Source organism: Superficieibacter sp. HKU1 (genome assembly GCF_029319185.1).
Classification (GTDB): Bacteria; Pseudomonadota; Gammaproteobacteria; order Enterobacterales; family Enterobacteriaceae; genus Superficieibacter.
This window is the reverse complement of record NZ_CP119754.1, coordinates 4,194,603-4,210,457: the sequence shown is the minus strand read 5'-3', so window position 1 is coordinate 4,210,457 and position 15,855 is coordinate 4,194,603. Positions and strand designations below refer to the sequence as shown.

Sequence of the window (15,855 nt, the reverse complement as noted above, 5' to 3'; positions counted from 1 at the left end):
AAGCGCCCGCGCGCCTTGACACAAACCGCTTTTTTCCTCATAATACAGGCCGGTTTTACGTCCCGTCTTCGGTACCAAATCCCAGCATTATTTGCATTTTCTACTCAAAACGCGTAGAATTTGCCACGTTTCAGGCGCGGGGTGGAGCAGCCTGGTAGCTCGTCGGGCTCATAACCCGAAGGTCGTCGGTTCAAATCCGGCCCCCGCAACCACTTTCCCTTAGAGTTCTTTTTCAAATAGTCTGTGAAGACGTTGGCCTTCGTAGCTGAGTTTGAAAAAAATTCTTTCGGAAGGTTCTCCAGGCCGCAGTTGCGGCTATAGGGTTCAGTTATCTAAAGCCCCGATTTATCGGGGTTTTTTGTTATCTGACTACAGAATAACTGGGCTTTACGCCCTTTTTTTATGTCTTGGGGGTGGGCTTGTCCACATTAGAGCAAAAATTAACAGAGATGATTACAGCACCGGTTGAAGCATTGGGCTTTGAGCTGGTCGGCATCGAATTTATTCGCGGTCGCACATCGACACTGCGCATCTATATTGATAGTGAAGATGGCATCAATGTTGATGATTGTGCTGATGTGAGCCATCAGGTGAGTGCCGTAATGGACGTCGAAGATCCCATTACCGTGGCCTACAACCTGGAGGTCTCCTCACCTGGCCTCGATCGTCCTATGTTCACTGCTGAGCATTATACGCGTTTCCTGGGTGAAGAGGTGGCGCTGGTCCTGCGCATGGCGGTACAGAACCGTCGTAAGTGGCAGGGCGTTATTAAAGCAGTAGACGGTGAGATGATCACGGTTACGGTTGATGGCAAAGATGAAGTGTTCGCGCTGAGTAACATCCAGAAGGCGAACCTGGTTCCCCACTTTTAACAGTCTGGATTGAGGTGAAAGGCCCCGATGAATAAAGAAATTTTGGCTGTTGTTGAAGCCGTTTCCAACGAAAAATCGCTGCCACGCGAGAAAATTTTCGAAGCGCTGGAGAGTGCACTGGCAACGGCAACAAAGAAAAAATATGAACAAGAGATCGATGTTCGCGTTGAAATCGATCGTAAAAGCGGTGATTTTGACACCTTCCGTCGCTGGGTGATTGTAGAAGAAGTCACCCAGCCGACTAAAGAAATCACCCTGGAAGCGGCGCGTTTTGAAGACGAAAGCCTGAACGTAGGGGAATACGTTGAAGATCAGATCGAATCTGTCACCTTTGACCGTATTACTACCCAGACCGCTAAACAGGTTATCGTGCAAAAAGTGCGTGAAGCTGAACGCGCGATGGTTGTCGATCAGTTCCGCGAGCATGAAGGTGAAATCATCACCGGCGTGGTGAAGAAAGTAAACCGTGACAACATCTCTCTGGATCTCGGCAACAATGCTGAAGCTGTGATCATGCGTGAAGACATGCTGCCGCGTGAAAACTTCCGCCCCGGCGACCGTATTCGTGGCGTACTGTACTCCGTACGTCCGGAAGCGCGCGGTGCTCAGCTGTTCGTGACGCGTTCGAAGCCAGAGATGCTGGTTGAGCTTTTCCGCATTGAAGTGCCAGAAATTGGCGAAGAAGTTATTGAGATCAAAGCGGCAGCTCGCGATCCAGGTTCACGTGCAAAAATTGCGGTGAAAACCAACGACAAGCGTATTGATCCGGTCGGTGCCTGCGTAGGTATGCGCGGTGCGCGTGTTCAGGCGGTGTCTACCGAGCTGGGCGGTGAGCGTATTGATATCGTGCTGTGGGATGATAATCCGGCGCAGTTCGTGATTAACGCCATGGCACCGGCAGACGTGGCTTCTATCGTTGTCGATGAAGACAAACACACGATGGATATCGCCGTTGAAGCGGGTAACCTGGCCCAGGCGATTGGCCGTAACGGTCAAAACGTGCGTCTGGCTTCACAGCTGAGCGGTTGGGAGCTCAACGTGATGACCGTTGATGACCTCCAGGCGAAGCATCAGGCTGAAACCTACGCCGCGATTGAAACCTTCACCCGCCATCTCGATATTGATGAAGAGTTTGCCACCGTTCTGGTTGAAGAAGGCTTCTCAACGCTGGAAGAACTGGCCTACGTGCCAATGAAAGAACTGCTGGAAATTGACGGCCTTGATGAATCGACCGTTGAAGCACTGCGTGAGCGTGCTAAAACCGCACTGGCCACTCTGGCACAGGCTCAGGAAGACAGCCTTGGTGATAACAAACCGGCTGACGATTTGCTGAATCTGGAAGGACTGGATCGCGCAATGGCCTTCAAACTGGCTGCCCGTGGTGTTTGTACGCTGGAAGATCTCGCCGATCAGGGCATTGATGATCTGGCTGATATCGAAGGTCTGTCCGACGAGAAAGCCGGTGAGCTGATTATGGCTGCCCGTAATATTTGCTGGTTCGGTGACGAAGCGTAATAAACTGTAGCAGGAAGGAACAGCATGACAGATGTAACTTTAAAAGCGCTGGCCGCAGAGAAACAGATTTCCGTGGATCGCCTGGTACAGCAATTCGCTGATGCAGGGATCCGGAAGTCTGTTGAAGACTCTGTGTCCGCACAAGAAAGACAAACCTTACAGGCCCACCTGAGCCGTGACCAGGGTGCAGGCCCGGACAAGTTGACATTGCAGCGTAAAACGCGCAGTACTTTAAACATTCCCGGTACCGGTGGGAAAAGTAAATCGGTACAAATCGAAGTCCGCAAGAAGCGCACCTTTGTGAAACGTGACCCGCAAGAGGCAGAACGTCTCGCAGCGGAAGAGCAGGCGCAGCGTGAAGCGGAAGAGCAAGCCCAGCGTGAGGCTGAAGAAGCAGCCAAACGCGAGGCGCAATTGAAAGCTGAGCGCGAGGCCGCAGAACAAGCTAAGCGTGAAGCCGCTGACAAAGCGAAACGTGAAGCTGCGGAAAAAGACAAAGTGAGCAATCAACAAGACGATATGACTAAAACTGCCCAGGCTGAAAAAGCCCGTCGTGAGAACGAAGCTGCGGAACTGAAGCGTAAAGCTGAAGAAGAAGCTCGTCGTAAGCTGGAAGAAGAAGCGCGTCGCGTAGCTGAAGAAGCTCGTCGTATGGCTGAAGAAAACGAGAAAAACGGTGTTCAGGTAACTGAAGTTCCTGAGGACTCCAGCGACTATCACGTGACTACCTCTCAGCATGCTCGTCAGGCTGAAGATGACAATGACCGTGAAGTTGAAGGTGGCCGTAGCCGCACACGTACTGCGAAAGCGGCGCGCCCGGCTAAAAAAGGCAACAAGCATGCCGAATCCAAAGCCGATCGTGAAGAAGCGCGTGCAGCGGTTCGCGGTGGTAAAGGTGGCAAAAACCGTAAAGGTTCTTCTCTGCAGCAGGGCTTCCAGAAGCCGGCTCAGGCCGTTAACCGCGACGTTGTGATTGGCGAAACCATTACCGTTGGCGATCTGGCTAACAAAATGGCGGTCAAAGGTTCTCAGGTCATCAAAGCGATGATGAAACTGGGTGCAATGGCCACCATCAACCAGGTTATCGATCAGGAAACTGCACAGCTGGTGGCTGAAGAAATGGGCCACAAAGTGATCCTGCGTCGTGAAAACGAACTGGAAGAAGCGGTAATGAGCGACCGTGATACCGGCGCTGCGGCTGAACCGCGCGCACCGGTTGTGACCATCATGGGTCACGTTGACCACGGTAAAACCTCGCTGCTTGACTACATTCGTTCAACGAAAGTGGCCTCTGGCGAAGCGGGTGGCATTACCCAGCATATCGGTGCTTACCACGTTGAAACCGACAACGGGATGATCACCTTCCTGGATACCCCGGGCCACGCCGCGTTTACCTCCATGCGTGCTCGTGGTGCGCAGGCAACGGATATCGTTGTTCTGGTGGTTGCAGCAGACGACGGCGTGATGCCGCAGACCATTGAAGCTATCCAGCACGCGAAAGCGGCGCAGGTGCCTCTGGTGGTTGCCGTGAACAAAATCGATAAGCCTGAAGCCGATCTCGATCGCGTTAAAAACGAACTGTCTCAGTACGGCGTTATGCCGGAAGAGTGGGGCGGCGAAGCGCAGTTCATTCCAGTGTCTGCGAAAGCGGGTACCGGTATTGACGATCTGCTGAACGCTATCCTGCTGCAGGCTGAAGTTCTGGAACTGAAAGCCATTCGTAATGGTATGGCGAGCGGTGCGGTCATTGAATCCTTCCTGGATAAAGGTCGTGGTCCGGTTGCAACGGTTCTGGTACGTGAAGGTACGCTGAACAAGGGTGACATCGTACTGTGCGGTTTCGAATACGGTCGCGTTCGTGCGATGCGTAACGAACTCGGTCAGGAAGTGCTGGAAGCGGGTCCGTCCATTCCGGTGGAAATCCTCGGTCTGTCCGGCGTTCCGGCAGCGGGTGATGAAGTGACCGTTGTGCGTGACGAGAAGAAAGCACGTGAAGTTGCACTGTATCGTCAGGGCAAATTCCGTGAAGTTAAACTGGCTCGTCAGCAGAAATCGAAACTGGAGAACATGTTCGCCAACATGACCGAAGGCGAAGTTCACGAAGTGAACATCGTGCTGAAGGCTGACGTACAGGGTTCTGTAGAAGCAATCTCTGACTCCTTACTGAAACTGTCTACCGACGAAGTGAAAGTAAGAATCATTGGTTCCGGTGTAGGTGGTATTACCGAAACTGACGCGACCCTGGCTGCGGCATCTAATGCTATCCTGGTCGGCTTCAACGTTCGTGCCGATGCTTCTGCCCGTAAAGTGATTGAATCTGAAAGCCTGGATCTGCGTTACTACTCCGTCATCTATAATCTGATCGACGAAGTGAAAGCGGCGATGAGCGGTATGCTGTCTCCGGAACTCAAACAGCAGATCATCGGTCTGGCTGAAGTACGCGACGTGTTCAAATCACCGAAATTTGGTGCAATCGCGGGCTGTATGGTTACCGAAGGTACGATTAAACGTCACAACCCGATCCGTGTCCTGCGTGACAACGTGGTTATCTATGAAGGCGAGCTGGAATCCCTGCGCCGCTTCAAAGATGACGTTAACGAAGTCCGTAACGGTATGGAATGTGGTATCGGCGTGAAGAACTATAACGACGTTCGCGTTGGCGATATGATCGAAGTGTTCGAGATCATCGAGATCCAACGTACCATCGCATAATCTTCGTCAGGCCCGGTGACATTGTTTTTACCGGGTCTACCGTACTGAGAAGATTGTTTTGCGTAGGCCGGGTAAGCGAAGCGCCACCCGGCAATAATTTCAAAAGGGGCTGATAGCCCCTTTTTTGTCTGGAGAGTTTATTATGGCGAAAGAATTTGGTCGCCCGCAGCGCGTGGCGCAGGAGATGCAAAAAGAGATCGCAATCATCCTGCAACGCGAAATCAAAGACCCGCGTCTGGGCATGATGACCACCGTATCCGGCGTCGAAATGTCCCGCGATCTGGCCTATGCCAAAGTGTTTGTGACTTTCCTGAACGACAAAGATGAAGCCGCGATTAAAGCGGGCATCAAAGCGTTGCAGGAAGCGTCTGGTTTCATCCGTTCTCTGCTGGGTAAAGCGATGCGCCTGCGTATCGTGCCGGAGCTGACCTTCTTCTACGATAACTCGCTGGTTGAAGGGATGCGCATGTCCAACCTGGTGACCAGCGTGGTTAAACATGACGATGAGCGTCGTGTGAACCCGGACGATAGCAAGGAGGACTAATGAGTCGTCCTCGTCGTCGTGGTCGCGACATTCATGGCGTACTGCTGCTGGATAAACCGCAGGGTATGTCCAGCAACGATGTGCTGCAAAAGGTAAAGCGGATTTATAACGCCAACCGCGCCGGGCATACCGGCGCGCTCGATCCGCTGGCTACCGGCATGCTGCCGATTTGCCTCGGCGAAGCAACCAAGTTTTCTCAGTACCTGCTTGATTCCGACAAGCGCTATCGCGTTATTGCCCGCCTGGGCCAGCGTACCGATACCTCTGACGCTGACGGTCAGATCGTGCAGGAGCGCCCGGTGACGTTTAGTGCCTCAGAGCTTGATGCCGCGCTGGACACTTTTCGCGGCGATATCCAGCAGGTGCCGTCGATGTACTCGGCGCTGAAATATCAGGGGCGGAAACTGTACGAATATGCGCGTGAAGGTATTGAGGTTCCGCGTGAAGCGCGCCCGATCACCGTTTATGAGCTACAGTTCATTCGTCATGAAGGTAATGAGCTTGAACTGGAAGTGCACTGCTCAAAAGGCACGTACATCCGTACTATCGTTGACGATCTCGGTGAAAAGCTGGGCTGCGGCGCACACGTTATCTTTCTGCGTCGGCTGGCCGTCAGCAAATACCCGGTAGAGCGGATGGTGACGCTTGAGCATCTGCGCCAGCTGGCAGAGCAGGCTGAACAGCAAGCTATTCCGGCGGCCGATCTTCTTGATCCGCTGCTGATGCCAATGGATAGTCCGGCTTCGGACTTTCCTCTGGTCAATATTCCTGCCGTTGTCGCCGGCTATTTTAAGCAGGGGCAACCCGTGCGCGCTTCTGGCGCACCGCTAAAAGGTCTCGTCCGCGTGACGGAAGGTGATGACGCTCAGTTTATCGGGATGGGCGAAATTGATGATGAAGGTCGCGTTGCGCCCCGTCGTCTGGTTGTAGAGTATCCGGCATAATCTCGCTCCGTCTTGCGATAACAAGGCGCTGCGAGTAGAATATTGCCGCTTAATGTCCATTAAATTGTTTAACAAGATAGTGGGCATGACTATGGGGTTGCTGAATTAGAGATCGGCACCCTTTCATTCTTTTAAATCTGGAGTTCTATAATGTCTCTAAGCGTTGAAGCTAAAGCACAAATCGTTTCTGAGTTTGGTCGTGGTACTAACGACAGTGGTTCTACCGAAGTTCAGGTTGCACTGCTGACCGCACAGATCAACCACCTGCAGGGTCACTTTGCAGAGCACAAAAAAGATCACCACAGCCGTCGTGGTCTGCTGCGTATGGTTTCTCAGCGTCGTAAACTGCTCGACTACCTGAAACGTAAAGATGTTGCACGCTACACCGCGCTGATCGAGCGTCTGGGCCTGCGTCGCTAAGTCTTGCGAGTTTCAGAAAAGGGGCCTTCAGGGCCCCTTTTTTCAACCGGAACGCAGCAATTCGCTGGAAACTAATGTATTGTTGCTATGAATGATCTTCCGTCGCAGAGGTTCGCGCGGCTAATGAGAGGCTTCACCCCGTAGAGTGGGTTAGGGTTGTCATTAGTCGCGAGGATGCGCAGAAGATCGGATGTTAACGACAGCATACCGTGGGTGTGCTGCCACTGATTAAGAAAGGATATTATTTTGCTGAATCCGATCGTTCGTAAATTCCAGTACGGTCAACATACCGTTACGCTGGAAACCGGGATGATGGCGCGTCAGGCTACTGCTGCCGTTATGGTAAGCATGGATGACACCGCAGTATTTGTGACCGTAGTAGGGCAGAAAAAAGCCAAAGCGGGCCAGGACTTCTTCCCATTAACTGTTAACTATCAGGAGCGTACCTACGCTGCTGGTCGTATCCCTGGCAGCTTCTTCCGTCGTGAAGGCCGTCCGAGCGAAGGCGAAACCCTGATCGCGCGTCTGATTGACCGCCCGGTTCGTCCGCTGTTCCCGGAAGGTTTCGTCAACGAAGTTCAGGTTATTGCCACCGTCGTTTCCGTTAACCCGCAGGTTAACCCGGATATCGTGGCGATGATCGGCGCTTCCGCCGCGCTGTCTCTGTCCGGCATTCCGTTCAACGGCCCAATCGGCGCTGCACGTGTAGGTTACATCAATGACCAGTACGTACTGAACCCGACTCAGGACGAACTGAAAGAAAGCAAACTGGATCTGGTCGTTGCCGGTACCGAAGCCGCTGTGCTGATGGTTGAATCTGAAGCTGAACTGCTGAGCGAAGATCAGATGCTGGGTGCTGTGGTTTTCGGCCACGAGCAGCAGCAGGTTGTTATTCAGGCGATCAACGATCTGGTGAAAGAAGCGGGTAAACCACGTTGGGACTGGCAGCCGGAAGCGGTAAACGAAGCGCTGAACGCACGTGTAGCCGCCCTGGCAGAATCCCGCCTGAGCGACGCTTACCGTATCACCGACAAACAAGAACGTTATGCGCAGGTTGATACCATCAAATCTGACGCTATCGCCAGCCTGATTGCCGAAGACGACACCCTGGACGCTAACGAACTGGGTGAAATCCTGCACGCCATTGAGAAAAACGTGGTTCGTAGCCGCGTGCTGGCAGGCGAGCCGCGTATTGACGGTCGTGAAAAAGACATGATCCGTGGTCTGGACGTGCGTACTGGCGTACTGCCGCGTACTCACGGCTCCGCGCTGTTTACCCGTGGCGAAACGCAGGCGCTGGTTACCGCGACCCTGGGTACGGCACGTGACGCACAGAACCTCGACGAGCTGATGGGCGAGCGTACTGACAGCTTCCTGTTCCACTACAACTTCCCTCCGTACTCCGTCGGTGAGACCGGTATGGTAGGTTCGCCGAAGCGTCGTGAAATTGGTCACGGTCGCCTGGCGAAACGCGGCGTGCTGGCTGTTATGCCAGAAATGGACAAATTCCCGTACACCGTACGCGTAGTGTCTGAAATCACCGAATCTAACGGTTCTTCTTCCATGGCTTCCGTGTGCGGCGCTTCCCTGGCGCTGATGGACGCAGGCGTGCCGATCAAAGCGGCCGTTGCGGGTATCGCGATGGGTCTGGTGAAAGAAGGCGACAACTTTGTGGTTCTGTCTGACATTCTGGGCGACGAAGATCACCTCGGCGATATGGACTTCAAAGTAGCGGGTTCCCGCGAAGGTATCTCTGCCCTGCAGATGGATATCAAAATTGAAGGTATCACCAAAGAGATCATGCAGGTTGCGCTGAATCAGGCAAAAGGTGCGCGTCTGCACATTCTGGGCGTGATGGAACAGGCGATCAACGCTCCGCGCGGCGATATTTCTCAGTTCGCTCCGCGTATCCATACCATCAAAATCAGCCCGGACAAGATCAAAGATGTTATCGGTAAAGGCGGTTCTGTGATCCGTGCCCTGACCGAAGAAACCGGCACCACCATCGAAATCGAAGATGACGGTACGGTGAAAATCGCGGCGACCGACGGTGAAAAAGCGAAATTTGCTATTCGTCGTATCGAAGAGATCACTGCAGAAATCGAAGTGGGCCGTATCTATAATGGTAAAGTGACCCGCATCGTTGACTTCGGTGCCTTTGTTGCCATCGGTGGCGGTAAAGAAGGTCTGGTCCACATCTCTCAGATCGCTGACAAGCGCGTTGAGAAAGTAACCGACTATCTGCAAATGAATCAGGAAGTCCCGGTGAAAGTTCTGGAAGTTGACCGCCAGGGCCGTATCCGTCTGAGCATCAAAGAAGCAACTGAGCAGTCTCAGCCTGCGAATGCACCGGAAGCTCCGGCTGCTGAACAAGGCGAGTAAGGTTGCCATTGCCCTCTGCTGCGGCAGAGGGCTAATTCATTGGCTGGACGCCTTGTTTGCAACTGGGGAACGGGACGTTCATCCTTTTGTTGTCTTCGGGAGTGGGAAATGAAGCCTTTTTTGCGCTGGTGTTTCGTGGCAACAGCTCTTACGCTTGCTGGATGCAACAGCTCCAACTGGCGTAAAAGTGAAGTCCTCGCAGTACCATTGCAACCGACTTTACAGCAAGAAGTGATTCTGGCACGCATGGAACAAATTCTTGCCAGTCGGGCTTTAACCGATGACGAACGCGCACAGCTTTTATATGAGCGCGGAGTGTTGTATGATAGTCTCGGTCTGAGGGCCTTAGCGCGAAATGATTTTTCACAAGCGCTGGCGATAAGACCGGATATGCCTGAAGTATTCAATTACTTAGGCATATATTTAACGCAGGCGGGCAGTTATGATGCCGCCTATGAAGCGTTTGATTCTGTACTTGAGCTTGATCCAACTTACAATTACGCGTACTTGAATCGCGGTATCGCCCTCTATTACGGCGGTCGCGACAAGTTAGCGCAAGATGATCTGCTGGCGTTTTATCAAGACGATCCCAATGATCCTTTCCGCAGCCTGTGGCTTTATCTCGTTGAGCAGAAGCTTGATGAGAAGCGGGCGAAAGAAGCGTTGAAACAGCGCTTCGAGAAATCGGATAAGGAACAGTGGGGATGGAACATTGTCGAGTTCTACCTGGGCGACATTAGCGAATCCACGTTAATGGGACGGCTCAAGGCGGACGCAACGGATAACACCTCGCTCGCTGAGCATCTCAGTGAAACCAACTTCTATTTAGGTAAGTATTACCTAAGTCTTGGGGACAAGGACAGCGCTACGGCACTGTTCAAACTGGCGGTGGCTAACAACGTTCATAACTTTGTTGAGCACCGATACGCATTGTTGGAATTATCGCTCCTGGGCCAGGAGCAAGATGACCTGGCAGAATCGGACCAGCAATAGCTGACGAACATACATTAGCCCGAGTTTTTTGATTGCCATCACCTTTGCGGGTGAGGGCGTTGTTGTTCGTTAATACACCTACTTTGAGCCGGTTCACACTTTTCAATGAAAATTGCAGATCAATTTCATGATGAGTTATGTAGACTGGCCGCCATTAATATCGAGGCACTTGTACTACATGGCTGAATTCGAAACCACTTTTGCAGATCTGGGCCTGAAGGCTCCTATCCTTGAAGCCCTTAACGATCTGGGTTACGAAAAACCATCTCCGATCCAGGCAGAGTGTATTCCTCACCTGCTGGGCGGCCGTGACGTTCTGGGTATGGCCCAGACCGGTAGCGGTAAAACCGCAGCGTTCTCTTTACCGCTGCTCAACAATCTTGATTCCGATCTGAAAGCACCTCAGATTCTGGTGCTGGCACCGACCCGCGAACTGGCGGTTCAGGTTGCTGAAGCAATGACGGATTTCTCTAAACACATGCACGGCGTGAACGTGGTAGCCCTTTACGGCGGCCAGCGTTATGACGTGCAGCTGCGCGCCCTGCGTCAGGGGCCACAGATCGTCGTCGGTACGCCGGGTCGTCTGCTGGACCACCTGAAACGCGGTACGCTGAACCTGTCCAACCTGAGTGGACTGGTACTGGACGAAGCTGATGAAATGCTGCGTATGGGCTTCATCGAAGACGTTGAAACCATCATGGCGCAGATCCCGGCTGACCATCAGACCGCGCTGTTCTCCGCGACCATGCCGGAAGCGATTCGTCGCATTACCCGCCGCTTTATGAACGAGCCGCAGGAAGTGCGCATTCAGTCCAGCGTCACAACTCGCCCGGACATCAGCCAGAGCTACTGGACGGTGTACGGCATGCGTAAAAACGAAGCGCTGGTACGTTTCCTGGAAGCGGAAGATTTTGATGCGGCGATTATCTTCGTTCGTACCAAAAACGCGACCCTGGAAGTGGCTGAAGCGCTGGAGCGTAGCGGCTATAACAGCGCCGCGCTGAACGGTGACATGAACCAGGCGCTGCGTGAGCAGACGCTGGAGCGTCTGAAAGACGGTCGTCTGGATATCCTGATTGCTACCGACGTTGCGGCCCGTGGCCTGGACGTTGAGCGTATCAGCCTGGTCGTTAACTACGACATCCCGATGGACTCCGAGTCTTACGTTCACCGTATCGGCCGTACCGGTCGTGCGGGTCGTGCTGGCCGCGCGCTGCTGTTCGTTGAGAACCGCGAGCGTCGTCTGCTGCGCAACATTGAACGCACGATGAAGCTGACCATTCCGGAAGTGGAACTGCCGAACGCAGAACTGCTGGGCAAACGCCGTCTGGAAAAATTCGCCGCAAAAGTTCAGCAGCAGCTGGAAAGCAGCGATCTGGATCTGTACCGTGGCCTGCTGGCGAAAATCCAGCCGACTGCAGAAGGCGAAGAGCTGGACATCGAAACGCTGGCGGCTGCGCTGCTGAAGATGGCGCAGGGCGAACGTTCTCTGATCGTACCGCCGGATGCACCGATGCGTCCGCGTCGTGAATTCCGTGACCGTGACGACCGTGCCCCACGTGGCGATCGTAACGACCGTGGTCCGCGTGGCGACCGTCCGGAGCGCGGTGGTGAAGACCGTCCGCGTCGCGAACGTCGTGACGTTGGCGATATGCAGCTTTACCGCATTGAAGTGGGCCGTGATGATGGCGTTGAAGTTCGTCATATCGTTGGCGCAATTGCTAACGAAGGCGATATCAGCAGCCGTTATATCGGTAACATCAAGCTGTTTGCATCTCACTCCACCATCGAACTGCCGAAAGGCATGCCGGGTGAAGTGCTGCAACACTTTACGCGTACCCGCATCCTGAACAAGCCGATGAACATGCAGCTGCTGGGCGATGCTCAGCCGCATACCGGTGGCGAACGTCGTGGCGGTGGCCGTGGTTTTGGCGGCGAGCGTCGTGAAGGTGGCCGTAGCTTCGGTGGCGAGCGTCGCGAAGGCGGTGCCCGTCCGGAAGGCCGTCGTTTTAGCGGCGAGCGTCGTGAAGGTCAGGGTCGCGCGCCGCGCCGTGATGATTCAGCCCCGCGTCGTGATGACTCTTCCAGCCGTCGTCGTTTCGGTGGCGATGCGTAATTCACGCTGATAACGTAAAGTAATATGTACAGCCCCGGTGTTAACTACCGGGGCTTTTTTTATTCCATTTGTACTCGTGTACTGGTACAGTGCAACACGCTTCACCAGGAGAAGTGATTTTTACCGGAGAAAAAACCAGATGGCTACGCTTACGACCACACAAACTTCACCCTCGCTACTTAGCGGCGTGGTGATCATCGGCGGCACAATTATTGGTGCAGGCATGTTCTCTTTGCCGGTGGTGATGTCCGGCGCGTGGTTCTTTTGGTCGTTAGCGGCGCTGGTCTTTACCTGGTTTTGTATGCTGCATTCGGGCCTGATGATCCTTGAAGCGAACCTGAATTACCGTATTGGTTCCAGCTTCGATACCATTACCAAAGATTTACTCGGCAGGGGCTGGAACGTGGTGAACGGCGTTTCCATCGCCTTCGTGCTGTACATTCTGACCTACGCCTATATTTCCGCCAGCGGCTCGATTCTGCATCATACCTTCGCGGAGATGTCTCTGAACGTGCCGGCGCGCGCGGCGGGCTTTGCCTTCGCCCTGCTGGTGGCGTTTGTGGTATGGCTGAGCACAAAAGCGGTCAGCCGGATGACGGCGATTGTACTGGGAGCGAAGGTGATTACGTTCTTCCTCACCTTTGGCAGCCTGCTGGGCCATGTCACGCCGACCACGCTGTTTAACGTTACTGAAAGTCATGCCTCCTATACGCCGTATCTGCTGATGACGCTGCCGTTTTGTCTGGCCTCCTTTGGCTATCATGGCAACGTACCGAGCCTGATGAAATACTACGGCAAGGATCCGCGCACTATCGCCAAATGCCTGATTTACGGTACGCTGCTGGCGCTGGCGCTTTACGCCGTCTGGCTGCTGGGGACGATGGGCAATATCCCGCGTGCGGAATTTATCGGCATTGCGCAGAAGGGCGGCAACATTGATGTCCTGGTGCAGTCGCTGAGCGGCGTGTTGAACAGCCGCAGCCTGGATCTGCTGCTGGTGATTTTTTCCAACTTTGCCGTCGCCAGTTCCTTCCTCGGCGTAACCCTGGGACTGTTTGACTATCTGGCAGATCTGTTTGGCTTTGACGACTCGGCCAGCGGACGCTTTAAAACCGCGCTGCTGACGTTTATCCCGCCGGTGATTGGCGGCCTGCTGTGGCCGAACGGTTTCCTGTACGCCATCGGCTATGCCGGACTGGCGGCAACCATCTGGGCGGCGATCGTCCCGGCGCTGCTGGCGCGCGCCTCGCGTAAACGCTTTGGTAGCCCCAAATTTCGCGTCTGGGGCGGCAAGCCGATGATTGCATTGATTCTGGTGTTTGGCGTCGGCAATGCGCTGGTGCATATTCTGTCGAGCTTTAATTTACTGCCGGTTTACCAGTAAGTTAGATAGTGCATTCATCGTGTCAGTCTTCTGGTGGCATTAAGGTTCTTATCAGCAATAGTAAAAGGCGTGGTTGCTTAATTTAGGTCCAGAAATGGACTCCAGCCTGGAGAGTTTCAAAGAGACAGTGTCAGGGATACAACGTAAAGTACTGGCCGAACATTTAGCGATGGCGGTAACGAAAAGATGGGACGCAGCGGCTTACTCTGGTTGGTACTCTGTGCCGCAATCATTGCGGCAGGCGTTCACTTTTTCTGGCCAGCCTCGCAGGATGAAGCTGTTTTCCTGCCGGAGGAAAAGCCCGCTCCGGTGACGCCGCTACCGCCGAAAGAAATTCATCCTGGCGACCGTCTTTTTATCAGGATTTTGAAAGCAGAAGATAAACTGGAGCTATGGTCGAGTACCGCAAATAAGTCCTACCAGTTGTATAAAACCTGGACGATTTGCGCCTGGTCTGGCGGGCTGGGGCCTAAACGGAAGGAAGGTGACGGCAAAAGCCCGGAAGGATTTTACGCCACCAACAAAGGTTTACTGAACCCGCGTAGCCGCTAGCATCTGGCCTTTAATATCGGCTATCCCAATGCCTTCGATCGGGCCAACGGCTACACCGGGAGTTTTATTATGGTGCACGGCAACTGCGTGTCCGCTGGCTGCTATGCGATGACCGACGCAGGTATTGAGGAAATATACGCCCTGGTGGCGCAGGCGCTAAATAGCGGACAACAAAGCGTGCCGGTACATATTTTTCCGTTCGCCATGAGCGATGAAAATATGCGGCGGGCGGCGAAATGGCCGGACTACACCTTCTGGCGCTCCCTGAAGCCTGGCTATGATTACTTCGAAAAAAATCACCGGCTTCCGATAATCACTGTCGAAAACCGGCAATACCATATTAATTAAATAATTCTTCCTTCACTTCCATCGCCAGATCGAACGAATGCAGGCGCGCCTGATGATCGAAAATCTGGCCGTTGACCATAATCTCGTCCGCGTCGGTTTCGCGCAGGATGGATTGCAGACCGTGACGGACCTTCGCTTTATCACCCACCAGCGACATACTCAGCGCCTGCTGCACGCCGTATTGCTCGGACGGCGACCAGAAGGTGTCCATGTTCTCAATCGGCGGCGGAAGCTGGCCGGTTTCTCCGCGGCGCAGTTTAACGAACGCCTGCTGCATTGAGGTAAACAGGAATTCGGCGTCGCGATTGCTGTCGGCGGTGACAATATTAATGCACACCATCGCGTACGGTTTCTCCAGTCGCGCGGAAGGCTTGAAGTTGGTGCGATAGAGATGCAGAGCCTGGAACAGCATATCCGGCGCAAAGTGCGAGGCAAAGGCGAAGGGCAGGCCGAGCTGGGCAGCAAGCTGGGCGCTGTACAGGCTGGAGCCTAACAGCCATACCGGAATTTTCTCGCCGTAGCCCGGAACCGGACGCACCTGCGGGTGAGGATCGCGGGCATCAAACCACTCTACCAGCTCGTTAACATCGCGCGGGAAGTTATCAATATCGCCGCTCATATGGCGGCGCAGGGCGCGCATGGTCGGTTGATCGCTACCCGGTGCGCGGCCAAGTCCTAAATCAATACGTCCCGGATAGAGCGTATTCAGCGTGCCGAACTGTTCGGCGATCACCAGCGGCGAGTGATTTGGCAGCATCACGCCGCCGGAGCCAAGGTGTAATGTCGTGGTATTGGCCGCCAGATAGCCAATCAATACCGAGGTCGCCGCGCTGGCAATCCCGGTCATATTGTGGTGTTCCGCCAGCCAGTAGCGATGATAGCCACGCTTTTCCGCCAGCTGTGCCAGCGCCAGTGAATGCGAGAAGGCTTCTCTGGCTGAGGAGCCTTGCGGGATCGGTGCGAGATCCAGCACCGAAAAAGGGATCTGTTTATCAGTCATAACGGCTCACTTTGTTACCGGTTAATCTTTTAATACTGCATTAAGATCTGATTATAGTTGTTAACAAAGTGAG

Annotated in this window: 12 protein-coding genes, 1 tRNA gene and 1 pseudogene; 13 read left to right on the top strand and 1 reads right to left on the bottom strand. The window is 53.9% G+C overall.

The features are described 5' to 3' along the window. Positions 1 to 135: 135 nt before the first annotated feature. From P0H77_RS20040 to P0H77_RS19980, 13 genes and pseudogenes are all read left to right on the top strand, one after another. Positions 136 to 212: transfer RNA gene (locus P0H77_RS20040), tRNA-Met, on the top strand. Between the two features lie 207 nt (positions 213 to 419). After that, positions 420 to 872: a ribosome maturation factor RimP gene (rimP, locus tag P0H77_RS20035; protein WP_276158953.1), complete on the top strand. Its 453-nt coding sequence runs from the start codon at positions 420 to 422 to the stop codon at positions 870 to 872. Positions 873 to 899: 27 nt separating this feature from the next. Beyond that, positions 900 to 2,387, top strand: coding sequence for a transcription termination factor NusA (nusA, locus tag P0H77_RS20030; protein ID WP_276158952.1), 1,488 nt, complete (start codon positions 900 to 902; stop codon positions 2,385 to 2,387). Positions 2,388 to 2,411: 24 nt separating this feature from the next. Further along, on the top strand, positions 2,412 to 5,099 hold the full coding sequence (infB, locus tag P0H77_RS20025) for a translation initiation factor IF-2 (RefSeq protein WP_276158951.1): 2,688 nt from the start codon (positions 2,412 to 2,414) through the stop codon (positions 5,097 to 5,099). A gap of 142 nt (positions 5,100 to 5,241) precedes the next feature. Next, positions 5,242 to 5,643 (top strand): 30S ribosome-binding factor RbfA, encoded by a 402-nt coding sequence (gene rbfA, locus P0H77_RS20020; protein ID WP_276158950.1) that lies wholly within the window; start codon positions 5,242 to 5,244, stop codon positions 5,641 to 5,643. Next, positions 5,643 to 6,587 (top strand): tRNA pseudouridine(55) synthase TruB, encoded by a 945-nt coding sequence (truB, locus tag P0H77_RS20015; RefSeq protein ID WP_276158949.1) that lies wholly within the window; start codon positions 5,643 to 5,645, stop codon positions 6,585 to 6,587. The genes rbfA and truB overlap by 1 nt, the downstream gene beginning before the upstream one ends. Before the next feature lie 150 nt (positions 6,588 to 6,737). Then, positions 6,738 to 7,007, top strand: coding sequence for a 30S ribosomal protein S15 (gene rpsO, locus P0H77_RS20010; protein WP_176920761.1), 270 nt, complete (start codon positions 6,738 to 6,740; stop codon positions 7,005 to 7,007). A gap of 246 nt (positions 7,008 to 7,253) precedes the next feature. After that, complete coding sequence (gene pnp / locus P0H77_RS20005) at positions 7,254 to 9,389, top strand: polyribonucleotide nucleotidyltransferase (protein WP_276158948.1); 2,136 nt, start codon at positions 7,254 to 7,256, stop codon at positions 9,387 to 9,389. Between the two features lie 108 nt (positions 9,390 to 9,497). Further along, positions 9,498 to 10,382 carry a lipoprotein NlpI gene (nlpI, locus tag P0H77_RS20000; RefSeq protein ID WP_276158947.1) on the top strand — a complete coding sequence of 295 codons (885 nt, stop codon included), beginning with the start codon at positions 9,498 to 9,500 and terminating at the stop codon, positions 10,380 to 10,382. Positions 10,383 to 10,487: 105 nt separating this feature from the next. Then, positions 10,488 to 10,568 carry a protein YrbN gene (gene yrbN / locus P0H77_RS19995; RefSeq protein WP_100249910.1) on the top strand — a complete coding sequence of 27 codons (81 nt, stop codon included), beginning with the start codon at positions 10,488 to 10,490 and terminating at the stop codon, positions 10,566 to 10,568. After that, positions 10,561 to 12,498: a DEAD/DEAH family ATP-dependent RNA helicase gene (locus tag P0H77_RS19990; protein ID WP_276158946.1), complete on the top strand. Its 1,938-nt coding sequence runs from the start codon at positions 10,561 to 10,563 to the stop codon at positions 12,496 to 12,498. Before yrbN ends, P0H77_RS19990 begins: the two co-directional genes overlap by 8 nt. A 139-nt stretch (positions 12,499 to 12,637) precedes the next feature. Then, positions 12,638 to 13,882 carry a tryptophan permease gene (gene mtr, locus P0H77_RS19985; protein WP_276158945.1) on the top strand — a complete coding sequence of 415 codons (1,245 nt, stop codon included), beginning with the start codon at positions 12,638 to 12,640 and terminating at the stop codon, positions 13,880 to 13,882. A gap of 186 nt (positions 13,883 to 14,068) precedes the next feature. Beyond that, positions 14,069 to 14,782 (top strand): annotated as a pseudogene (locus P0H77_RS19980) (murein L,D-transpeptidase family protein). Here the strand turns inward: P0H77_RS19980 and P0H77_RS19975 are convergent. Then, entirely contained in the window at positions 14,775 to 15,782 is a 1,008-nt protein-coding gene (locus P0H77_RS19975) for a luciferase-like monooxygenase (RefSeq protein WP_276158944.1), read from the bottom strand. The pseudogene P0H77_RS19980 and the gene P0H77_RS19975 sit on opposite strands and share 8 nt — an antisense overlap. Positions 15,783 to 15,855 lie beyond the last annotated feature (73 nt).

Excerpts from the sequence above, each read along its gene's own strand:
- nlpI (WP_276158947.1), top strand. The coding sequence starts at position 9,498 with ATGAAGCCTTTTTTGCGCTGGTGTTTCGTGGCAACAGCTCTTACGCTT.
- truB (WP_276158949.1), top strand. The coding sequence starts at position 5,643 with ATGAGTCGTCCTCGTCGTCGTGGTCGCGACATTCATGGCGTACTGCTG.
- rbfA (WP_276158950.1), top strand. The coding sequence starts at position 5,242 with ATGGCGAAAGAATTTGGTCGCCCGCAGCGCGTGGCGCAGGAGATGCAA.
- infB (WP_276158951.1), top strand. The coding sequence starts at position 2,412 with ATGACAGATGTAACTTTAAAAGCGCTGGCCGCAGAGAAACAGATTTCC.
- rpsO (WP_176920761.1), top strand. The coding sequence starts at position 6,738 with ATGTCTCTAAGCGTTGAAGCTAAAGCACAAATCGTTTCTGAGTTTGGT.
- P0H77_RS19990 (WP_276158946.1), top strand. The coding sequence starts at position 10,561 with ATGGCTGAATTCGAAACCACTTTTGCAGATCTGGGCCTGAAGGCTCCT.
- P0H77_RS19975 (WP_276158944.1), bottom strand. The coding sequence starts at position 15,782 with ATGACTGATAAACAGATCCCTTTTTCGGTGCTGGATCTCGCACCGATC.
- yrbN (WP_100249910.1), top strand. The coding sequence starts at position 10,488 with ATGAAAATTGCAGATCAATTTCATGATGAGTTATGTAGACTGGCCGCC.
- nusA (WP_276158952.1), top strand. The coding sequence starts at position 900 with ATGAATAAAGAAATTTTGGCTGTTGTTGAAGCCGTTTCCAACGAAAAA.
- mtr (WP_276158945.1), top strand. The coding sequence starts at position 12,638 with ATGGCTACGCTTACGACCACACAAACTTCACCCTCGCTACTTAGCGGC.